Origin of the sequence: Brevibacterium sp. K11IcPPYGO002 (assembly GCF_050920635.1) — a bacterium.
Lineage (GTDB): Bacteria > Actinomycetota > Actinomycetes > Actinomycetales > Brevibacteriaceae > Brevibacterium.
The window spans coordinates 326,133-343,577 of sequence record NZ_CP131929.1; the positions used below are offsets into that span (position 1 = coordinate 326,133).

At 65.3% G+C, this 17,445-nt stretch carries 15 protein-coding genes; 6 read left to right on the forward strand and 9 right to left on the reverse strand.

Going from position 1 to position 17,445, the window contains the following annotated elements; translation table 11 throughout:
• Nucleotides 1–11 precede the first annotated feature (11 nt).
• Genes QYM46_RS01505 through QYM46_RS01515 form a run of 3 tightly spaced genes read right to left on the reverse strand, consistent with a single transcriptional unit; the run spans nucleotide 12 to nucleotide 4,187 of the window.
• A complete protein-coding gene (locus QYM46_RS01505) occupies nucleotides 12–650 on the reverse strand; it encodes a hypothetical protein (RefSeq protein ID WP_432790478.1) in 639 nt (212 codons plus the stop codon).
• Between the two features lie 21 nt (nucleotides 651–671).
• Complete coding sequence (locus QYM46_RS01510; protein WP_432790480.1) at nucleotides 672–2,624, reverse strand: primary-amine oxidase; 1,953 nt, start codon at nucleotides 2,622–2,624, stop codon at nucleotides 672–674.
• A gap of 6 nt (nucleotides 2,625–2,630) precedes the next feature.
• Nucleotides 2,631–4,187, reverse strand: a complete 1,557-nt coding sequence (locus QYM46_RS01515; protein ID WP_432790482.1) for an APC family permease — start codon at nucleotides 4,185–4,187, stop codon at nucleotides 2,631–2,633.
• A gap of 137 nt (nucleotides 4,188–4,324) precedes the next feature.
• Here QYM46_RS01515 and QYM46_RS01520 point away from each other — a divergent pair, with 137 nt between their 5' ends.
• Complete coding sequence (locus QYM46_RS01520; protein ID WP_432790483.1) at nucleotides 4,325–4,942, forward strand: TetR/AcrR family transcriptional regulator; 618 nt, start codon at nucleotides 4,325–4,327, stop codon at nucleotides 4,940–4,942.
• 90 nt (nucleotides 4,943–5,032) lie between these two features.
• Here QYM46_RS01520 and QYM46_RS01525 read toward each other — a convergent pair whose 3' ends face one another.
• From QYM46_RS01525 to QYM46_RS01545, 5 genes are read right to left on the reverse strand one after another with little or no spacing between them, the layout of a single operon-like run.
• Nucleotides 5,033–6,553 (reverse strand): aldehyde dehydrogenase family protein, encoded by a 1,521-nt coding sequence (locus QYM46_RS01525; protein WP_432790485.1) that lies wholly within the window; start codon nucleotides 6,551–6,553, stop codon nucleotides 5,033–5,035.
• Between the two features lie 50 nt (nucleotides 6,554–6,603).
• Nucleotides 6,604–8,043, reverse strand: a complete 1,440-nt coding sequence (locus tag QYM46_RS01530; RefSeq protein ID WP_432790486.1) for an MFS transporter — start codon at nucleotides 8,041–8,043, stop codon at nucleotides 6,604–6,606.
• Between the two features lie 59 nt (nucleotides 8,044–8,102).
• On the reverse strand, nucleotides 8,103–9,242 hold the full coding sequence (locus tag QYM46_RS01535; RefSeq protein ID WP_432790488.1) for a M20 family metallopeptidase: 1,140 nt from the start codon (nucleotides 9,240–9,242) through the stop codon (nucleotides 8,103–8,105).
• Nucleotides 9,239–9,922, reverse strand: a complete 684-nt coding sequence (locus QYM46_RS01540) for a DUF1028 domain-containing protein (RefSeq protein ID WP_432790490.1) — start codon at nucleotides 9,920–9,922, stop codon at nucleotides 9,239–9,241. Before QYM46_RS01540 ends, QYM46_RS01535 begins: the two co-directional genes overlap by 4 nt.
• Nucleotides 9,919–10,371: a RidA family protein gene (locus tag QYM46_RS01545; protein ID WP_169251062.1), complete on the reverse strand. Its 453-nt coding sequence runs from the start codon at nucleotides 10,369–10,371 to the stop codon at nucleotides 9,919–9,921. Before QYM46_RS01545 ends, QYM46_RS01540 begins: the two co-directional genes overlap by 4 nt.
• Nucleotides 10,372–10,502: 131 nt before the next feature.
• Between QYM46_RS01545 and QYM46_RS01550 the strand changes: the two genes are divergently transcribed.
• The 3 genes from QYM46_RS01550 (at nucleotide 10,503) to QYM46_RS01560 (ending at nucleotide 14,544) form a co-directional block, all read left to right on the forward strand.
• Nucleotides 10,503–11,429: a LysR family transcriptional regulator gene (locus QYM46_RS01550; protein WP_432790492.1), complete on the forward strand. Its 927-nt coding sequence runs from the start codon at nucleotides 10,503–10,505 to the stop codon at nucleotides 11,427–11,429.
• A gap of 199 nt (nucleotides 11,430–11,628) precedes the next feature.
• Nucleotides 11,629–12,921, forward strand: coding sequence for a flavin-containing monooxygenase (locus QYM46_RS01555; protein WP_432790493.1), 1,293 nt, complete (start codon nucleotides 11,629–11,631; stop codon nucleotides 12,919–12,921).
• Between the two features lie 45 nt (nucleotides 12,922–12,966).
• Nucleotides 12,967–14,544, forward strand: a complete 1,578-nt coding sequence (locus tag QYM46_RS01560) for an aspartate ammonia-lyase (protein ID WP_432790495.1) — start codon at nucleotides 12,967–12,969, stop codon at nucleotides 14,542–14,544.
• Nucleotides 14,545–14,628: 84 nt separating this feature from the next.
• Here the strand turns inward: QYM46_RS01560 and QYM46_RS01565 are convergent, their stop codons facing one another.
• Entirely contained in the window at nucleotides 14,629–15,816 is a 1,188-nt protein-coding gene (locus tag QYM46_RS01565; RefSeq protein ID WP_432790497.1) for an FAD-dependent monooxygenase, read from the reverse strand.
• A 68-nt stretch (nucleotides 15,817–15,884) separates the two neighbouring features.
• On the opposite strand from QYM46_RS01565, the gene QYM46_RS01570 reads away from it, so the two are divergent.
• Nucleotides 15,885–16,481, forward strand: coding sequence for a PadR family transcriptional regulator (locus QYM46_RS01570; RefSeq protein ID WP_432790498.1), 597 nt, complete (start codon nucleotides 15,885–15,887; stop codon nucleotides 16,479–16,481).
• A 67-nt stretch (nucleotides 16,482–16,548) separates the two neighbouring features.
• Nucleotides 16,549–17,298: a VOC family protein gene (locus tag QYM46_RS01575; RefSeq protein WP_432790500.1), complete on the forward strand. Its 750-nt coding sequence runs from the start codon at nucleotides 16,549–16,551 to the stop codon at nucleotides 17,296–17,298.
• Nucleotides 17,299–17,445: the final 147 nt, after the last annotated feature.

The window sequence follows — 17,445 nt, forward strand, 5'->3', positions numbered from 1 at the left end:
GACGATTCCGCTCAGTGAAGGAACTGCATCACCACGATCATCGCGGCCATTCCCCAACAGTCGAGTGAGACCAGAGGGCGTCTTCGGACGATGTCGTGGACAGCGCAGATCACCAAGAGCACGGCGAGGACGACGACGGCCACCGTCAGAAATGTGCTGATGAGCGACATGTCACCGGCATGATGACCATGGCCACCAGCTTCATGGCCACCGGCGTGCGTCGAACCGCTCATGTGTGCCCCATGGTTGAGGACCTGCCACGCCATCACCGGATAGGTGATGGCGGAGAGGACCGCAGCCGTCGGGCCCGAGTGAGAATCCGCCCGTGATACGCAGCGGTCAGACGCGATCGATGACCGAACAGCCCGGCCGTCCTCGGATCCCGACACGCCGCCTGCGCCACTCGTGACGAGAGCGGGGGACCGCCTCGGCGAAGGAGCCCTGGACGACGCTCGCAGGAACACGGCCAAGCAGAGCCCGGCGAAGAGCAGCGCCCCCGACCAGACGACCGGCGGGACCAGGGCTGCATAGGCCAGGTCGATCATGGCAAGGACCATCACAGTCGCGGCGACGATGGCCGGTCGTCCCTTCGACGCGACAGCGCCGGTCAGGCACAGGATCCCCGAGGCGACCATAAGGAACGATGCCATGCTGCTCATCGTGGATACCCCTCAGTCGCACTCACAGGAGTGACCGGCCCCGGTGCCGCAGTGACCCGACTTCGGGCGCGGCACATCGAGCGCGGGATTCCTGTCGAAGAAGCCATAGGGCTTCATTGTGAACCCGAGCTTGTCGACCGGCATGATCGGCCAGTCCTCGGGACGCGGGAAGTGCGTCATCGCGAACGACGCCCAGACGACGATGTCGTCGCCATCGACCGGGCGCTGCTGCTCGACCCACTGCCTGATGGTGCCGGCACCCGGGTTCTGATTCGGATACGTACCTGATGGGAACCGTTCGTCCGCATCGAAGTGCGTCAGCCACATGTGCTTCGACCCGAAACCGGCTCGCTTCGAGATCGACGACCCCTCGGCCGCCATCATCGTCGGCTCATCCGGTACCCGCAGCTCATAGCCGACAGGGAACCCGTGTCGGTTGTTCTTCTCCGGATTGACGATGTGCCAGACCCGGCCGGCCTCCCCATCGGCCGTCCGACCGCCCTCGGCAGTGAGCCGCGTGAGCTTGCGGGTGAAAGCGTTGCCGTAGGGATTGTCCTCGCCGACGGGCACGCGTACAGCTTCCTGTTCATCGACGGCATTGGCGATGCCGTCGACCTGCATGTCGAGGCGGGCACAGAACATGTGCTGGTGGAAGGGCATGCCCAGCCCCTCGTCGCCGAGCGGTGACGACCAGCGCTGCCGCTGAGTCTCGTCACCGTAGGCCGCGGTGTAGACGATGCCGGTGGCCTTGCATTCGAGCTCGATCGTGCCGTCGAGGTAGAGGTACCAGTAGAAGCCGTAGTCGTAGTTGCCGACGGTGATGAAGAAGGAGATGACGAGGCGGCGGTTGCGGCGCACGTCGACGGCGCCGGTGAACTCGTCGGTGTGCTTGAACAGGATCCCCGCATCCTCCTCGTGGATGCAGATGGCGTTCGTGATCGTGTGCGCATGCCCCTGATCATCGGCGAGCACGCCATCCGAGTAGTGGATCTCGCCGAGGCAGTCGCACCCGAGTTCGAGTGAGTTCGTGTTCTTGCCCATCGAGTACTCGCCGGCGTCGAAGTAGTTCTGCCAGAAGCGCACCGGACTGGGATCGCCGTAGGGCACGACCATCTCCGCCACCGAGGCGCGGTAGACGATGGGGCGGCGCTCGCCTTCGTCATCGAAGCTGATCTGATGGAGCACCAGCCCTTCGACCGGATCGAAGCCGAGTCGGACCTGCCACTTCTCCCAATCGAGGACATCCCCGTCGAGGGTGAAGCTCGCTCCCCCGGGCTGGGTGATCTCGATCGGCTTCTGCGTCGTCCGCGGTTCGGGCAGCCAGGAGTCGAGATGGTAGTCGAAGCGCTCCTGGGGCACGGGCACGATGTCGGTGTCGACGACTTCGACGACCTCCCCCGTGTTGAGGTCGAGGTAGGCGACGAGCCCCTCGAGCGGATGCGCCCACGCATTGTCCTGCGGGTCCGACTGGATGAAGGACGAGCCACGGACGAGGCGGCGGCCCGCTTCGCCTGGAATGTCGAAGCATCCGGCAGAGAGCGCGCAGATGCGCACGGTTTCGACGTCGGTGATGCCGCGCGCCGCGACGGCCGCCCGCCACGTCGTGTCTTTGCGGATCATCTGCTCGGCTTCTTCGTATTCGGTCATGGTGATCGGTGCTTGGCCTTCGGCCGCGACATCGAGCACTCGAGCGAAGAGCACCCTGCGCGCGGTCAGCGACACGAGGAGCTCCGTCTGCTCCCCGGTGCCGCGGTCGATGATGAGCGAGCGCACGCGACGGTCGATGTCGGTCGCGTCGAAGATCACGTCGCGCTTATCCGGTTCGACGAGGCTGACAAGGGCGAAGAGCGTCTGTTCGCTCACGTGGCCCGCGTCGACGATGATCGCCCGGTTGAGTTCGATCTCCTCGCCGGTCAGGCGATCGAGCGGATGTATTGCAGTGGCAGTCGTTGTCGGTGCAGTCATGGGTCTTCACATGCCTTTCTGTGTATCGAGTTTGCTGTCGAGAGCGGGGTCGAGGTCGTCGAGCAGATCCTGAGGATCGGCCGGGGTGGGGCGGAAGACACGGACCCGGTGTCCACGGACGTAACCGATGAGAGCCAGCGCGGCGAGTGCGCCGAGGGTGCCGAGAGTGAGAGCCGTGAACGGTCCCTGATCGACGCCCCATTCGTCGAGGAAGTTGTATTCATGCCCGAAGAGCCGATCGAGCGTGCCGGGGAAGATCGCGACCCAGGATCCGAGCAGGATCCAGAGGAAGGCGATGCCGCCGAGGATGGTGAACCCGACATTTCCGACCGGCACCCGGAAGGGGCGTTCGATGCCGGGATGCTTCCAGCGCAGCTTGATGGCCGCAGGGATGATGAGCAGGTAGCTGAGCAGGAACGTCGAGATGGAGATCGAGAGGACGACGCCGAACAGTGCACCGGCATCACCGTTGAGCTGCATGGCCGCGATGAGGAAGATCGTGGCGACGGTGCCCGAGAGCAGATTGACGTTGACCGGGGTGCCCAGTGTGCGGGAGATCTTGCCGAAGAAGCCTCCGAAGAATGCGCCGTCGGCCGCAGTCAGCGCCTGCATCCGATCGCTCATGATCATCCAGGCCGCGCCTTGTGAGGCGAGGATGATGACGAACATCAGCGCCGCGAGCACGACCATGATTTCGGCAGCGGGCCCATAGACGTTGAACACCGTCTGCACGGCGTCGAGGAGCCCTCCGATGCCGGTGATCGTCTCGGTCGGCAACACGAGCAGCATGGCGAGGACCGGCAGGAGATAGCAGAGTGCGGAGATGAAACCGGAGCGTGCGATCGCGACGGGGATGTCCTTCTTCGGGTTCTTCATCTCGTCCGAGGCGCTGTTCGAGGCCTCGAACCCGAGGTAGGAGAAGAGCAGCAGCGGGACGAGTCCGAGGAAACCGCCGAGGCTGGGGCTGAAGTCCGAGAGGTGGAGGGGCTGAACGCCGTGCTGGACGGCATAGATGATCGTAGTGAAGAGGAAGAAGGCGATGAAGATGACCTTGAGCACGCCGCCGAGCGTGGGCAGCCACTTCGCCTTCGCCAGCGACAGGATCGCCGCGATCACCGTGATCCAGATGAAGACGATCTTGAAGATCCAGTCGCCGATCGATCCGGTCTCGATCGGGCTGATGAACTGGTTCCAGGTGCCGGTAGCGAGGAACGCCATCGAACCGCCGACCCATACCGGCTGGGTGACCCAGCTGAGTATCGAGGCGATCGCACCTGCGGGACGTCCGAAGGCCTGGCGAACCCAGATATAGGCTCCGCCCTCGCCGACGAAGGTGCTGCCGGTCTCGGCGAAGACGAGGGCGTAGGGCACGAGGAAGAAGATCGCGAGGACAAGGGTCCACGTGAAGGTCTCCGCGCCGAATCCTGCGGTCTCAGCGAGGACTTCGATGCTCAAGACCGCCGACATGACGATGAGCACGATGTCGAACCGGCCGAGAGTCTTCTTCAGATGCTGCTTCTGTTCGTCCGCGTATGCGGTCGTGCGTTCAAGGGAAGACACCATCCACCTCCTTGTGAGTGGGCGTCCGATAGAGTTCTTTGAGTTACACCGTAAAGAATTGCACGCACAGGCGTCGATTGACAGAGGTGCGGCCATACCGATCCGCGTTTGCCTGCATCACTTCAAGAGATAATGGACCCATGGCGAGACCGAAGAATCAGGCGGGCCGTCGAGCACAGCTGGTGCAGGCGGCGAAGCAGGCGATCGCGAAGCGCGGACTCAACGGGCTGCGAACCATCGACGTGGCCGCGCACTCAGAATTGGGCGCCGGATCGGTGGCGTACTACTATCCCGACCTCGGAGACCTCGTGCGAGAAGTACACGAGGACGCGGTGTCGCGGTTCTATTGGAACCGTCGCGAGCAGGGGAGCGCAGATGAGCCGCCGGCGACCAGGCTCGCCCGGATCATTCGCAGCGGCATCCCGCGCTCACGCGACGACGTCGACTTCCAAGTGCTCAATGAGCTGCATATCCACGCGTACAGGGATACCTTCCACGCAGGGCTCATGGCAGAGATGTACCGGCTCGAAGTCTCGCTCTATGTCGCAGTCCTCAACGAGGGCGTCGACGCGGGAGTCTTCACACTGGCACTGCCCGTGGACACAGCGGCGAGCAACCTCGTGGCGATGGAAGACGCATACGGTCTGCACTTCATGGGCGGAACCCCACTCGACGTCGACGACATCTTTCGAATGATCATTGCCAATGCCGAAGTGCTGACAGGGTGCAGACTGGTGGAGACGACAATGGCGCAGTGAACCGGTACTGCCCCGCGCTGGGGCAGATGCCGATTCACCGCGCCGAGAATGAACCTCAGTGCCGGTGTGCCGCGCAGCAGCGAGGATGCATCACCCCCACTGCAGCCAGGTGGTCTTGAAGTCCGAGTAGTTCTCCAGCGCGTGGACGGAGAGGTCACGGCCGAAGCCGGACTGCTTGAACCCGCCGAAGGGCGTGGTGAAACCCAGTGCGTCGACGGTGTTGACCGAGACAGTGCCGGCAACCAGCCGCGCGGAGACTCGATGGGCCCGGGCCATGCTTCCCGTCCACAGGGCCGCGGCCAGACCGTAGGGCGTTTCGTTGGCTTTCGCGATCGCCTCCTCCTCGGTGTCGAAGGGAGTGACGAGGGCGACCGGTCCGAAGATCTCGTGGCTGTGCAGGCGGTGATCGGCAGGCAGGTCGGTGACGATCGTCGGATCGATGAAGGTACGGCGGCCGTTGATCGCCGGGCGGTTGCCGCCCTGGACGATGGTGCCGTCCCTGCGGGCCTCTTCGATGCACTCCCATACCTCATCGGCGTGCTTCTCGGACACGAGGCAGCCGATCGCCGAGGCGGGGTCGAGCGGATCCCCGGGCTGGAAGTCCTCTGCCGCCTCTTCGAGCAGATGCACGAACTCCTCATAGACGGGGCGTTCGACGAAGATCCGCGAGGTGGCCGAGCAGACCTCACCCTGGTTGTAGAAGATGCCGAACGCCGCCTTCCGAGCCGCGGCAGCGAGGTCATCGGTGTCGGCGAAGATGACATTCGCGCTCTTGCCGCCGGCCTCGAGCGCCAGGCGCTTCAAGTTCGACTCCCCGGCGTAGACCTGCAGGGCCTTGGCCACTCCCGTGGACCCGGTGAAGCCGAGCATGTCGACATCCATGTGACGGCCCAATGCCTCACCGATGACCGAGCCCCGACCAGGCACGACGTTGAGGATTCCGGCAGGCAGCCCCGCCTCGGCGGCGATCTCGGCGAGCAGCAGGATCGAATGCGAGGCTTCGACCGGAGGCTTGACGACGAGGGCATTGCCGGCGGCCAGTGCGGGTGCGATCTTCCAGGTCGCGATCTCGAGCGGGTAGTTCCACGGCACGATGACCCCGACGACGCCGAGGGGTTCGCGGGTGACGAGCGCCGTGGACCCGGTCGGGGTCACCGGGATGTCGTCGCTGAGCTTTTCGATGGCCTCACCGTAGAAGCGGAAGAGGGCGGCGGCACCCGGGGCGTCGATCGTCGAGGACTCACCGATCGGCTTGCCCATGTCGAGGGTGTCGAGGAGCGCGAATTCGTCTGAGCGTGCTTCGATGAGCTCGGCCAGGCGCAGCAGCACCTCACGCCGATGGGTCGCCGAGGCGCGCGACCAGTCGCCGGCATCGAAAGCGGTGCGAGCGCTCGCCACCGCCGTGTCGACATCGGAGACGTCGCCGAGGTGGAGCTGCGAGATCACCTCACCGGTGGCCGGGTTCGTCTTCGCATGGGTCTGGCCCGAGCGGGCGTCGACACGTCGTCCGTCGATGACCGGACGTCCGTCGATGGTCAGTGCCGCCGCGGCGGCGCGCCACTCGGCCACAGTGGTCGGTCGGGTCGTGGTATCGGTCAGAGTCGCGGTCATGGAAAGTCTCCTTCGAATGTGATGCGGAAGCGAGTGGGCAGTGACAGCGGTCAGCGGTCGCTGGAGGGCTCGACAGGCGAGGGGCTGGGGCGCTCAACCGGGGCGGCCGCCTCGGCAACATCAGCCGCTTCGGCAACCTCGGCCGCCTCGGGAGCCGAGGGTGCCGATGATTCCTCGAGGTCATCGGAGCGCAGCAGGTCGATGCCGCGTGTCTCCGGCAGTGAGGCGACGGTGACGATGCCGATGACGCCGACGACGGCGAGGAACCAGCCGGGGCTGAGCGTGCTGCCGGTGGAATCGATGAGCCAGGTGAGGATGTACGGCGCAGTGCCGGCGAAGAGTGCGGCAGTCAGGGCATAGGCGATGGACAGTCCGGTCTGCCTCGTGCGGGTCGGGAAGAGCTCGACGACGGTGGCGGCGTGGGTGCCGAGGATGATCGCAAGGATGAACGCCAGGCCGAAGGTCGAGACGAACGACGCCCACGGATAGTCGGCGCCCATGAGGACGAACAGCGGAACCGAGAGCACAGTGAGCGCGATCGCCGCGGTCATGAGCACAGGCTTGCGTCCGAACCTGTCCGAGGCGAGGCCCGCCAGGGGGACGATGACGAGCCCGAGCGCCGAAGCCAGGGTCGACAGCAGTGCGGCCCGACCTGGTTCGATGCCGACGGCCGTCTCCTGATACGTGAGCAGGTAGACGAGGACGACATAGAAGGTGACGTTCATGAACGTCTCCATGCCACAGGTCTGCAGGAACTGCTTGGGATTGCGTTTGAATACCTCACGCAGCGGCGCCTCGGCGACGGTCTCCATCTTCTGCAGTGCCGCGAATTCCGGGGTGTCCTCGATCTTCCGGCGGATGTAGAGGCCGATGAAGCCCAAAGGCACCGTGATGAGGAATGGGATTCTCCAGCCCCATGCACTCACCTGATCGGGCGTCAGTGCTTGGTTGAGGAGGAAGACGACGAAGGAAGCCAAGAGGAACCCGGCCAGCGAACCCACCTCGAGCCAGCTGCAGCCGAAGCCGCGGCGCTTCGGCGGAGAGAACTCACCGAGGAACGCCGCGGCGCTGCCGAACTCGCCGCCGGCGGCCAGCCCCTGCACGATGCGGGTGACGATGAGGAGGATCGGGGCGAGCACTCCGATGGTTCCGTAGGTCGGCAGCACTCCGAGTGCGAGCGTCGACAGGGCCATGGCGAGGATGACCAGCGACAGTGTGTGCTTGCGGCCGAGCTTGTCGCCGAGGCGGCCGAAGATGACCGCTCCGATCGGGCGGACGAGGAACGAGACGGCGAAGACCGCGAAGGTGGCGAGCAGTCCTGCAGTGCTGTCCTCCTCGGGGAAGAAGATCGACGCGATCGTCGTGGCCATATAGGCGTAGACGGCCCAGTCGAACCAGTGGACGAGAACGCCGATGGAGCCGGCGACCACGCTCTTGCGCAGACCCTTCTGATAGGCCAGCCCCGCGGCGGCCTGTGTGTCACCTGACATGTCCGAATCCTCCTTTGGAATCGTGGTTGCCAGCGCTGTGCTGGCGGTGCGGCTGTCGCTCAGCCGCGCTGGACGCTGACGTCCGCGGCTGTCCAGGCCAGAGCGGTGGCGCCGTCGACGAGAGTGCGTTCGGCCCGTTCGCCGACGCAGGACTCGGCGAACGCCGCCTGATGGTTGCTCGCCTCGCCGCCGACACCGATATAGGGGTGGATGGCGTCGACGATCTGAGAGACGTTGCCCATGTCCGTCGACGCGCGGTTCATCGTCGCGGCGACGGGGTCGACGTCGAAATCCCGGCCCAGAGCCTCGGCGTTGGCGCGGTAGGCCTCAAGTGCTGCCTCATCGGTGCGCATCTCCGAATAGCGGCGGCTCTCCGGGGTGATGGACAGCTGCGCACCGGTGGCCAGCGCCCCGGCCTCGAAGCAGTTGATGACCTTCTGCTCGACGGCCAGCAGCTCCTCCGTCGTTTCGGCGCGCACGTACCAGCGGCCCTCGGTCTTGGCCGGAATCGCGTTCGGCGCCTCTCCGCCATTCGTCATCACCCCGTGGACGCGCACGGTCTTCGGCAGCTGCTGACGGAGCAGACCGAGGGCCACCTGGGCGATGAGGAACGCGTCGTTGGCATTGATTCCGCGCTCGGGGTATGCGGCGGCATGGGCGGCGCGACCGGTGTATTCGACGTGCCAGTGGGCGACGGCGAACGGTTCGGCTTCGGCGACGTCGACCGGCGCCGGGTGGGCCATGAGAGCGAAGTCGAGTTCGGTGAAGGCGCCGCGGTCGAGCAGTTCGATCTTGCCCCCGCCGCCCTCTTCGGCCGGGGTCCCGATGACCTCGACGGTGATGCCGAGCTCCGTGGCCGCCTCGGCGAGGCCGATCGCCCCGCCGACGCTCATGGCGGCGATGAGGTTGTGGCCGCAGGCGTGGCCGAGGCCGGGCAGGGCGTCGTATTCGGCGAGGAAGCCGATGGTGAACTCTCCCGTCCCAGACGTGGCGCGGAAGGCGGTCTCGAGCCCGAGGTAGGGGCGTTCGACGGTGAAGCCGTGATCGGCCAGAACTCCGGCGACGGCGGCCGAGGAGCGGAACTCCTGCCAGCCGAGCTCGGGGTCGTCGTGGAGGGAGTTCGACAGCGTGATGAGCTTCGGCGCGATCTCGGTGATCCGGGCGCCGATTCGATCCTTGACTGCGGTTGGATTGTTCATCGGTCGTCACCGGGTACGCCGTAGGACGGTGAGGCGGCCGGGTCGAGGCCGCGCGTGATGTAGTCATCCCGCTGAGGCATCCAGATCTCGAGGAGGCGGCCCAGCTGTCCGATCGGATCCTCATCGGCCCAGTCGACGCGCAGATCGGTCACCCGCCAACCGGAGCCGTTGACGACGGACAGACCGGCGGAGTGGACGGGGCCGGCTTCGCCGCCGGCGGCCATCGCTGCTTCGAAAGCTGCGAAGAGGCGTTCCTCGAGGCGACCTGTGGCAGACAGCGCGGTCTCGATGAAGGCGTCGAGGACCGTCAGGTCCGCGAGCATATTGCCTCCGGCCACGGCATGGGCTTCGGTGCGGGCACCGAATATGCCGAGTGCCTGTGCGCCCGAGTGTGCGGCCGTATTCCCGGCGGCGTCGATGACGAGCAGCTGCCGAAAGTCGATCGCGGTCGGATCGGCAGCGGCGACGACGGTGTCGAGCGCCGACTTTGCGTCTTTGCCGGTGCGCATCTCGTCGATGATGGCCGGACCGAGCCGCGGGTCGGTGATGTTCTGGGAATTCACCCCACCGATGCCGTCGGCCAGGCTGATGCAGCGGGCGGCGACGGCCGGTGAGGACGAGGAGATCGCGGAGCCGAACTCCCCGGTCTCGGGGTCGTGGAGGAGGAGCGAGAAGGTCACTGGGTCACCTCGGTACGTCCCGCCTCGGCGGTGTTGCTGATGACGGCGGTGGCGTCGATCTCGACGAGCCACTCGGGACGGGCCAGGGCCTGGACGACGATGCCGGTCGAGACGGGGAAGACGCCCTTCAGCCACTTGCCCATGGTCCGGTAGACGTCCTCGCGGTAGCGGGGGTCGATGATGTAGACGGTGACCTTGACGATGTCGGCGAGGCTGCTGCCGGCTTCTTCGAGGAGCATCGCGATGTTCGCCATCGCCTTCTCAGCCTGTGCGGTGACATCGCCGATGCCCACAGACTCCCGGGTCTCGAGGTCCTGGCCGATCTGTCCGCGCAGGTAGACGACACCGCCGGCGACGACGGCCTGGCAGAGATCGTTGTCGAGGTTCTGTTCCGGATAGGTGTCCTTCGTGTTGAACATCCTCAGTCGTGTGTGCGTCGGCTCTGCCATGGCGGTGTCTCCTCGTCGAGTGAAGCGGTCGTTGTCTGCCACCCATTCTCGAGACATTCCATTCATCTGTGAAATAGTTATAATTTAGTCAGAGCATCTACAAAACAGATTCTTCGTCTCAGGGAGCCGCAATGGTGCAGAGATTCTCGATCACGCTGACCCAACTGTCGTACTTCGCCGAATGCGCGAAGACGCTCAATATGACCGAGGCCAGCCAGGAGCTGCACATCGCTCAGTCGGCCGTGTCCACGGCGATCAACCAACTGGAGAAGGCCCTCGGGGCTCCGCTGTTCGTGCGACAGCATTCGAAGGGGCTCGTGCTCACTTCGGCGGGCGAGAGTCTGCTGCACGAGACCCGGGAGATCTTCGGGCGGATCACCGACGCCGTCGACTCGATCCAGGCCGGACAGCGTGAGGTGCGCGGAACCATCGTCATCGCCTGCTTCCAGACGATCGCGCCTTTCCTTCTGCCGCAGCTGCTCCAGCGGCTCGGTGAACGTCACCCGGAGCTGACCGTCGAGGTCGTCGAAGGAGACCACGAGGAGAGCATCGATGCGCTGCGCAGCGGGCGGGTCGAACTCGCGCTCAACTACGATCTCACCGAATCCGACGGCATCCGCGCCGAGATCGTCGGCGAGGCCCGGCCGCACGTCATCGTCGGCACCGATCACCGACTGGCCCGTCGGAAGAAGATCTCGCTGTCCGAGCTCGCCGACGATGCCTTCGTCGTCCTCGACCTGCCGGACAGTCGCGAGTACTTCCTCAACATGCTCCGCCTGGCCGGGATCACGCCGCAGGTGCGCTACCGCAGCTCGAGCTACGAGACCGTGCGCTCGATGGTTGCCATGGGCCTCGGCTTCTCGATCCTCAACCAGCGTCCGCGGATCCGGCAGACCTACACGGGAGAGCGGACGACGATCCTCGAGATCTCCGATCCGGTGCCCACCCTGCACGTGGCCGTGTCGACCCTGGCCCGTTCCGGGCAGACGGCGAAGGTCGCGGCCGTGACGGAGGTCGTCCGTGAGATCCTCGCCGAGGTGGCGCCCGAGTCAGGCTGAGAGCGTTTCCGTTAGATACTCCTAAGTGATCGACAAATGATTACTGCATCTATTCATAAGATGCAGTGGACCGTGAAGAACTATTGGCATTGCCGCTTCCACCTGCGGTTTGCTGGAAGGCGTCAGGGCAACATCGAAGTTGTGCCCGCCAGCAACGAAGCACATGCCGCCGCAGCGCGGCACCGACGGAAGGGTGTCCATGTCGAACACAGCCGCAGAAACCACCGAGGTCGTCGTCATCGGCGGCGGCCAGGCCGGAATCGCGATGAGCGAGCATCTCAGCGAGCGGGGAGTGGCCCATGTCGTCCTCGAGAAGGATCGGGTCGCCGAAGCCTGGCGCTCCCGCCGATGGGACTCCCTCGTCGCCAACGGGCCCGCCTGGCACGATCGCTTCCCCACACAGGAATTCGAAGAGACCGATCCTGATGGATTCGCCACGAAGGCAGAGGTTGCCGACTACTTTCAGAAACTTGTCGATCGCAAAGCCCTGCCAGTGCGAACCGGTGTGACAGTCACCTCGGTCGATGAGAACAGCGGCAGTCGAGGCTACCGGGTGACCACCGACTCAGGTGTCATCGATGCCGACTACGTGGTGTCGGCAACCGGTCCGTTCCAGACCCCGCGAATTCCCGGACTCATTCCGGAAGACGCAGGGTTCACCCAGATGCATTCGAGCTCGTACAAGAACCCTGACCAGCTCAAAGACGGCGGAGTCCTCGTGGTCGGAGCAGGGTCTTCGGGCGTTCAGATCGCCGCAGAGATTCAGAACTCGGGCCGTCCGGTTCATCTCGCCGTCGGTCCCCATGATCGTCCTCCCCGGTCCTACCGTGGCCGCGATTTCTGCTGGTGGCTGGGCGTGCTCGGACTGTGGGATCTCGTGACGCCGCCTGCCGGAGCCGAACACGTCACTATTGCTGTCAGCGGTGCCGGAGGCGGACATACCGTCGACTTCCGGGACCTGGCCGATTCCGGAATCACGCTCCTCGGGCGGGCCAATGAGTACTCAGATGGAAGGCTCGTTCTGGGGACGGATCTGCAGAAGAACATCGCCAATGGTGACGAGAACTATCTCTCGCTGCTCAACGCGGCCGACGAATACATCGAACGCAATGGCCTCGACCTGCCGCCTGAACCCGAGGCTCATGTGCTCGGAGCCGATCCGGAATGCGTCGTGAATCCGATCCTCGAACTCGATCTAGCCGAGGCAGGCATTCGCACGGTGATCTGGGCGACCGGGTTCGGAGTCGACTATTCGTGGCTCAACGTTGAGGACGTGCTGGACGAGTCCGGTTACCCGGTTCATGCACGCGGAGTCTCGCCCGTCCCCGGAGTGTATTTTCTCGGTCTGCCGTGGCTGTCGCGGCGTGGATCGAGCTTCATCTGGGGAGTTTGGCACGATGCGAAGTACCTGGCTGATCAGATCGGCATCCAGCGGATGTACCGCGACTACGCCCCGGTGGATGCTCCGCTCACAGCGGCGGCAGTGTCATGACCGTCATGGTCGGCTGCATCGAAAATGTGAGAATCTGAAACCACTATGACTGAGTCGAACGCCTCCGCAGACCCCAACACCGCCTCTCTTACCCTCAACTCGTCGACGACGAGCCAGATCCCCACCGGCCAGAATCTCCCCACTCGCACGGAGACCGACTCGATCGGCAGCCTCGAGATCCCCGATACCGCCTACTGGGGAGTGCACACGGCCCGGGCGAACGAGAACTTCCCGATCGCCCGCCGCCCCATCTCCGTCTACCCCGATTTCGTCCGCGCCTTCGCCTGCGTCAAACAGGCCGCGGCCCGGGCGAACGCGGAGATCGGGGCGCTCGACGACCAGCGCGCGAACCTCATCGACGCCGCCTGCGAAGAGATCAAGTCAGGCAAACTCCACGACCAGTTCGCCGTCGGCGTCGTCCAGGGCGGAGCCGGCACCTCGACGAACATGAATGCCAATGAGGTCATCACCAACCGTGCTCTCGAGATCGCCGGCCGTTCCAAGGGTGACTACGCGTTCATCCACCCCAACGACCACACGAACCACAGCCAGTCGACGAACGACACCTACCCGACCGCGATCAAGATCGCGCTGGCGTTCTCACTGCAGAACCTCCTCGGTGAACTCACGCTCCTCGCCGATGCCTTCGCCGCGAAGGGCCGCGAGTTCGCCTACATCGTCAAGGTCGGGCGCACCCAGCTGCAGGACGCCGTACCGATGACCCTCGGCCAGGAATTCAACGCCTTCGCCACCACCCTGCGCGAGGACGTCGAACGCCTCGAGGAAGCCGTCGCCCTCCTCGGCGAGGTGAACATGGGTGCCACCGCCATCGGCACCTCGATCAACGCCCCGGTCGGGTACAAGGAAGCGGTCATCAAGCACCTGCGGCAGATCACCGGACTCGACCTGAAAACGGCCGGCGACCTCGTCGAATCCACCTCCGACACGGGCGTCTTCATCACCTTCTCGGGTGCGCTCAAGCGCAGTGCGCTGAAGATGTCGAAGATCGCCAACGACCTGCGGCTGCTGTCCTCGGGACCGCAGGCCGGCATCGGCGAGATCAACCTGCCGGCCCGTCAGGCGGGATCGTCGATCATGCCCGGCAAGGTCAATCCCGTCATCCCCGAGGCGGTGTCCCAGGTCGCGTACTCCGTGGCCGGTGCCGACGTCACCGTGTCGATGGCCGTCGAAGGCGGACAGCTGCAGCTCAACGCCTTCGAACCGATCATCGCCCACTCGCTGTTCCAGTCGATCACGTGGCTCGAACGCGCCGCCCAGACCTTCCGCATCAACTGCGTCAACGGCATCACCGCCAACGAGGCGCACATCGAAGACACCGTCGACCGCTCGGTCACCGTTATCACCGCGCTCGCCCCGGTCATCGGCTACGTTGCCGCCGCGAAGCTCGCGAAGGAAGCACTGGCGAAGAACGAACCGATCGCCGATCTCGTGGTCGAGCACGGTCTGCTCGAGCGGAATGAGCTCGGCGAGATCCTTCGCCCCGAACGGCTGACCGGCATGCCCGCCGACGATTCCGTGGACAACACCGCTACCAGCACCGAGGCGGTTCCCCGGGATGAGGTGACCACCGAGCTTCCGATCATCCCCGCCCCGGAGGGGTAAGCGGCTCGCGCAGGGCCGGATTTCGATGATGGCTTCGTGTTCGTGCTGTGCCCCCGGACGGAGATGACGCTGACGACAGTGGCCCTAGGCTCGGATCTGCTGGTTCCAGTCGATGTGGTGGCCGTAGGTCATATCGGTCTCTCGGGTGCCGCTGAGCCTGAGGATGATGGGGAGGACGGCATCTCGAATGAGCCGAGTGAAACCGGTGGCCGACTTGTTGCTGTTGATGCGTGCGGCGGCCTTGACGATTCGCTCGACGCGTGGACGGCGGATGGCCTCGAACCTGTCGAAGGCGGTCCGTGTTGGGCCGAGGTCGCGCACACATTGGGCGAGGACGAGCGCATCCTCGATCGCGAGGGAGGCGCCCTGACCCGAGCTCGGTGACGGGGCGTGGGCGGCGTCGCCGATCACGATCATGCGTCCTCTCTGCCACCGCGGCAGATGGGGGAGCAGATAGGTGAGCGTGGGGCGGGCCAGGTCGCTTCCTGCGGTGATCAGCTCGGCGGCAGGTCCGGAATCATTCCGGAACAGTCCGCTCAGGTGTGTGGCCAGCTCGGCCTCGCTGCGCACCGGGAGGGAGGCGGCCGAGGTGACCGTGGTGGGTTCGTTCACGAACCACCACACCGTCCGATCCGGTGCCATCGCATAGCCGAAGAAGGCGCGCTCGCCGAAGATCATGCGGAACGTGCCGGGTTCGGTCTCCACGTCGACGCCGGAAGTGTATCCGCCGTAGTTGATGAGCCCCGCGCTCACCGGAGGCGGCGACGTCGGATCGATGAGCATCCTCGTGCGTGAGTGCACACCATCGCAGCCGACGAGGATGTCCCCCTCTGCGGTGGAGCCGTCCCCGAAAGTCGCCGTAACACCGTTGTCGGTGTCGACTGCGGAGACGAGTTCCCTGCCGTAGGTGATCGGGATGCCCTCGGTGACGGCGCGGTCTCGGAACACGGCGTAGAGGTCGGTTCGCCGCATCGTCTGGCTGGTCGTCCCGTCGGGCCCTGTGGTTCCGATCCGGCTCAGGCCCAGCGGTCTGCCGGTGCCGCTGCGCAGCTCGATCGCCGGAGTCGCGAACCCATGGGCAAGGACGGCTTCCTGAAGATCGAGTACAGCGAGTGCATCCAGACCGTTCGAGCCGAGCGTGAAGAAGACCCCGGCCTCATCGGCGGGACGCGGATGACGTTCGACGATCTCCGCTTCGATGCCGGCCTTGGCGAGGGCGAGTGCGGCGGCGGGTCCGGCGATCCCGCTTCCGACGATCAATGCGCGTGTCATAGTCATAATATGACTAGGTATAGTATGGCGGTCAATACCGTGTGAACGAAATCGACGGAGGGGGTGTCATGGCACAGCCGCAGCCGGGGCGCTCGCCGCTCGCCATGATCGTGCTGACGCTGCTGGAAGAAGCACCCATGCACGCATATCGGATGCAGCAGCTCATCCGCATGCGTGAGAAGGATGCGGTCGTCAACGTCTCCTCCCGCAATTCCATCCACCAGGTGCTCACGCGGCTGGAACGCGATGGTCTGATCGTTCCGGCTCCCGACGATGCTCCGCGTGCCCGAGTGGTCTACCGGAGCACGGAGGAAGGGCGCGAGGTGCTGCTGTCCTGGTTGGCCGACACGCTCGCGCACCCGCGAAACGAGTTTCCGTCCTTCCCCGCGGCTCTGTCCTGCCTGCCGTTGATCGCTCCGGCGCGTCTGGTCGAGCTTCTCGACGAACGCCTCGGAGAGTTGGACTCCGCGCTTGCTGCCCTCGACCCCGAGCGGGTGCGCCGGGAGTACGGGCTCGAGCGGGTCTATGTGATCGAAGATGAGTACCGCCGCGCTGTCCTCGCCGCTGAGAGGGAATGGATCGCGGCCCTCGTCCACGACCTCGAAACCGGGCAGCTGCACTGGCGGCTCCCGGACCGCTTTCCTGCGACGCCCGCGGAAAACTAGCCATAGCCATATGCAGGCGACGAGGCGGAAGTCCGAGTGCCCGGCAAACCCGATTCCTCAGGAGTGGATGATGCAGATGTCCCATGGCAGCACGCACCCGACCGGTGCACCATTCTGGATCGAGACGCTCCAACCATCTGTGTCCGACGCCGTCGACTTCTACACCGAGGTCTTCGGGTGGACGGTCGACCCGGCTGAGGGCGACCGCGCCCTCGTCGCCCGTTTGGGCGGACACCGCGCCGCAGGCATCTGCGCGTGCCCGGAATCGGTGCCTCCCGCATGGTTGATCCATGTGCGCGTCGGCGACGTCGACGACACGATCGCCGAGGCGCTGGCCGCAGGCGGCGCGTGCCTCCTGCCATCGCTGGAGCGGGGCACGGGTGGCCGGGCCGCGGTTCTGGCGGACTCGTCCGGAATCCCCTTCTGCGTCAATGACGGTGGAGTCGCCGAGGGCGTTGAGACGTCCTCCCAGCTCGGAGCATGGTCGATGGCGTCTCTGCATGCTCCGGACCGCGAATCGGCTCAGGCGTTCTACGGATCCGTCTTCGGCTGGCGGCTCGAGGACGTCCCGGGAGCGCCCTTCTTTCGGTGGAGTCTGAACGGGCGGGGGATCGGTCTGCTCTCTGTCGGTGCCGACGCCCCGCCGCACTGGGCGGTCAACATCTCCATCGCTGATGCCGACACCACGGCGGAACTCGTCGAGTCGCTGGGCGGCACCGTCATCCTCGGCCCGTTCGACACTGAGGGCCACCGGAACGTCGTCATCGCCGACCCTGCCGGCGCCGTTCTGGCCTGCAGCGCATCCAGCGGCAGCTGACAAGGGCTCACCCGCGACCGGAACATCGCCGCCCACGCCGGTTGTGCGGCGATGGACGATGCCATCGTCTGGCGCACGGTGACGAGACGAGTGCCGCAACGCATCGAGAGGTTTCTCGACGGGGCGTAGGCCCGACATTCGCGTGAT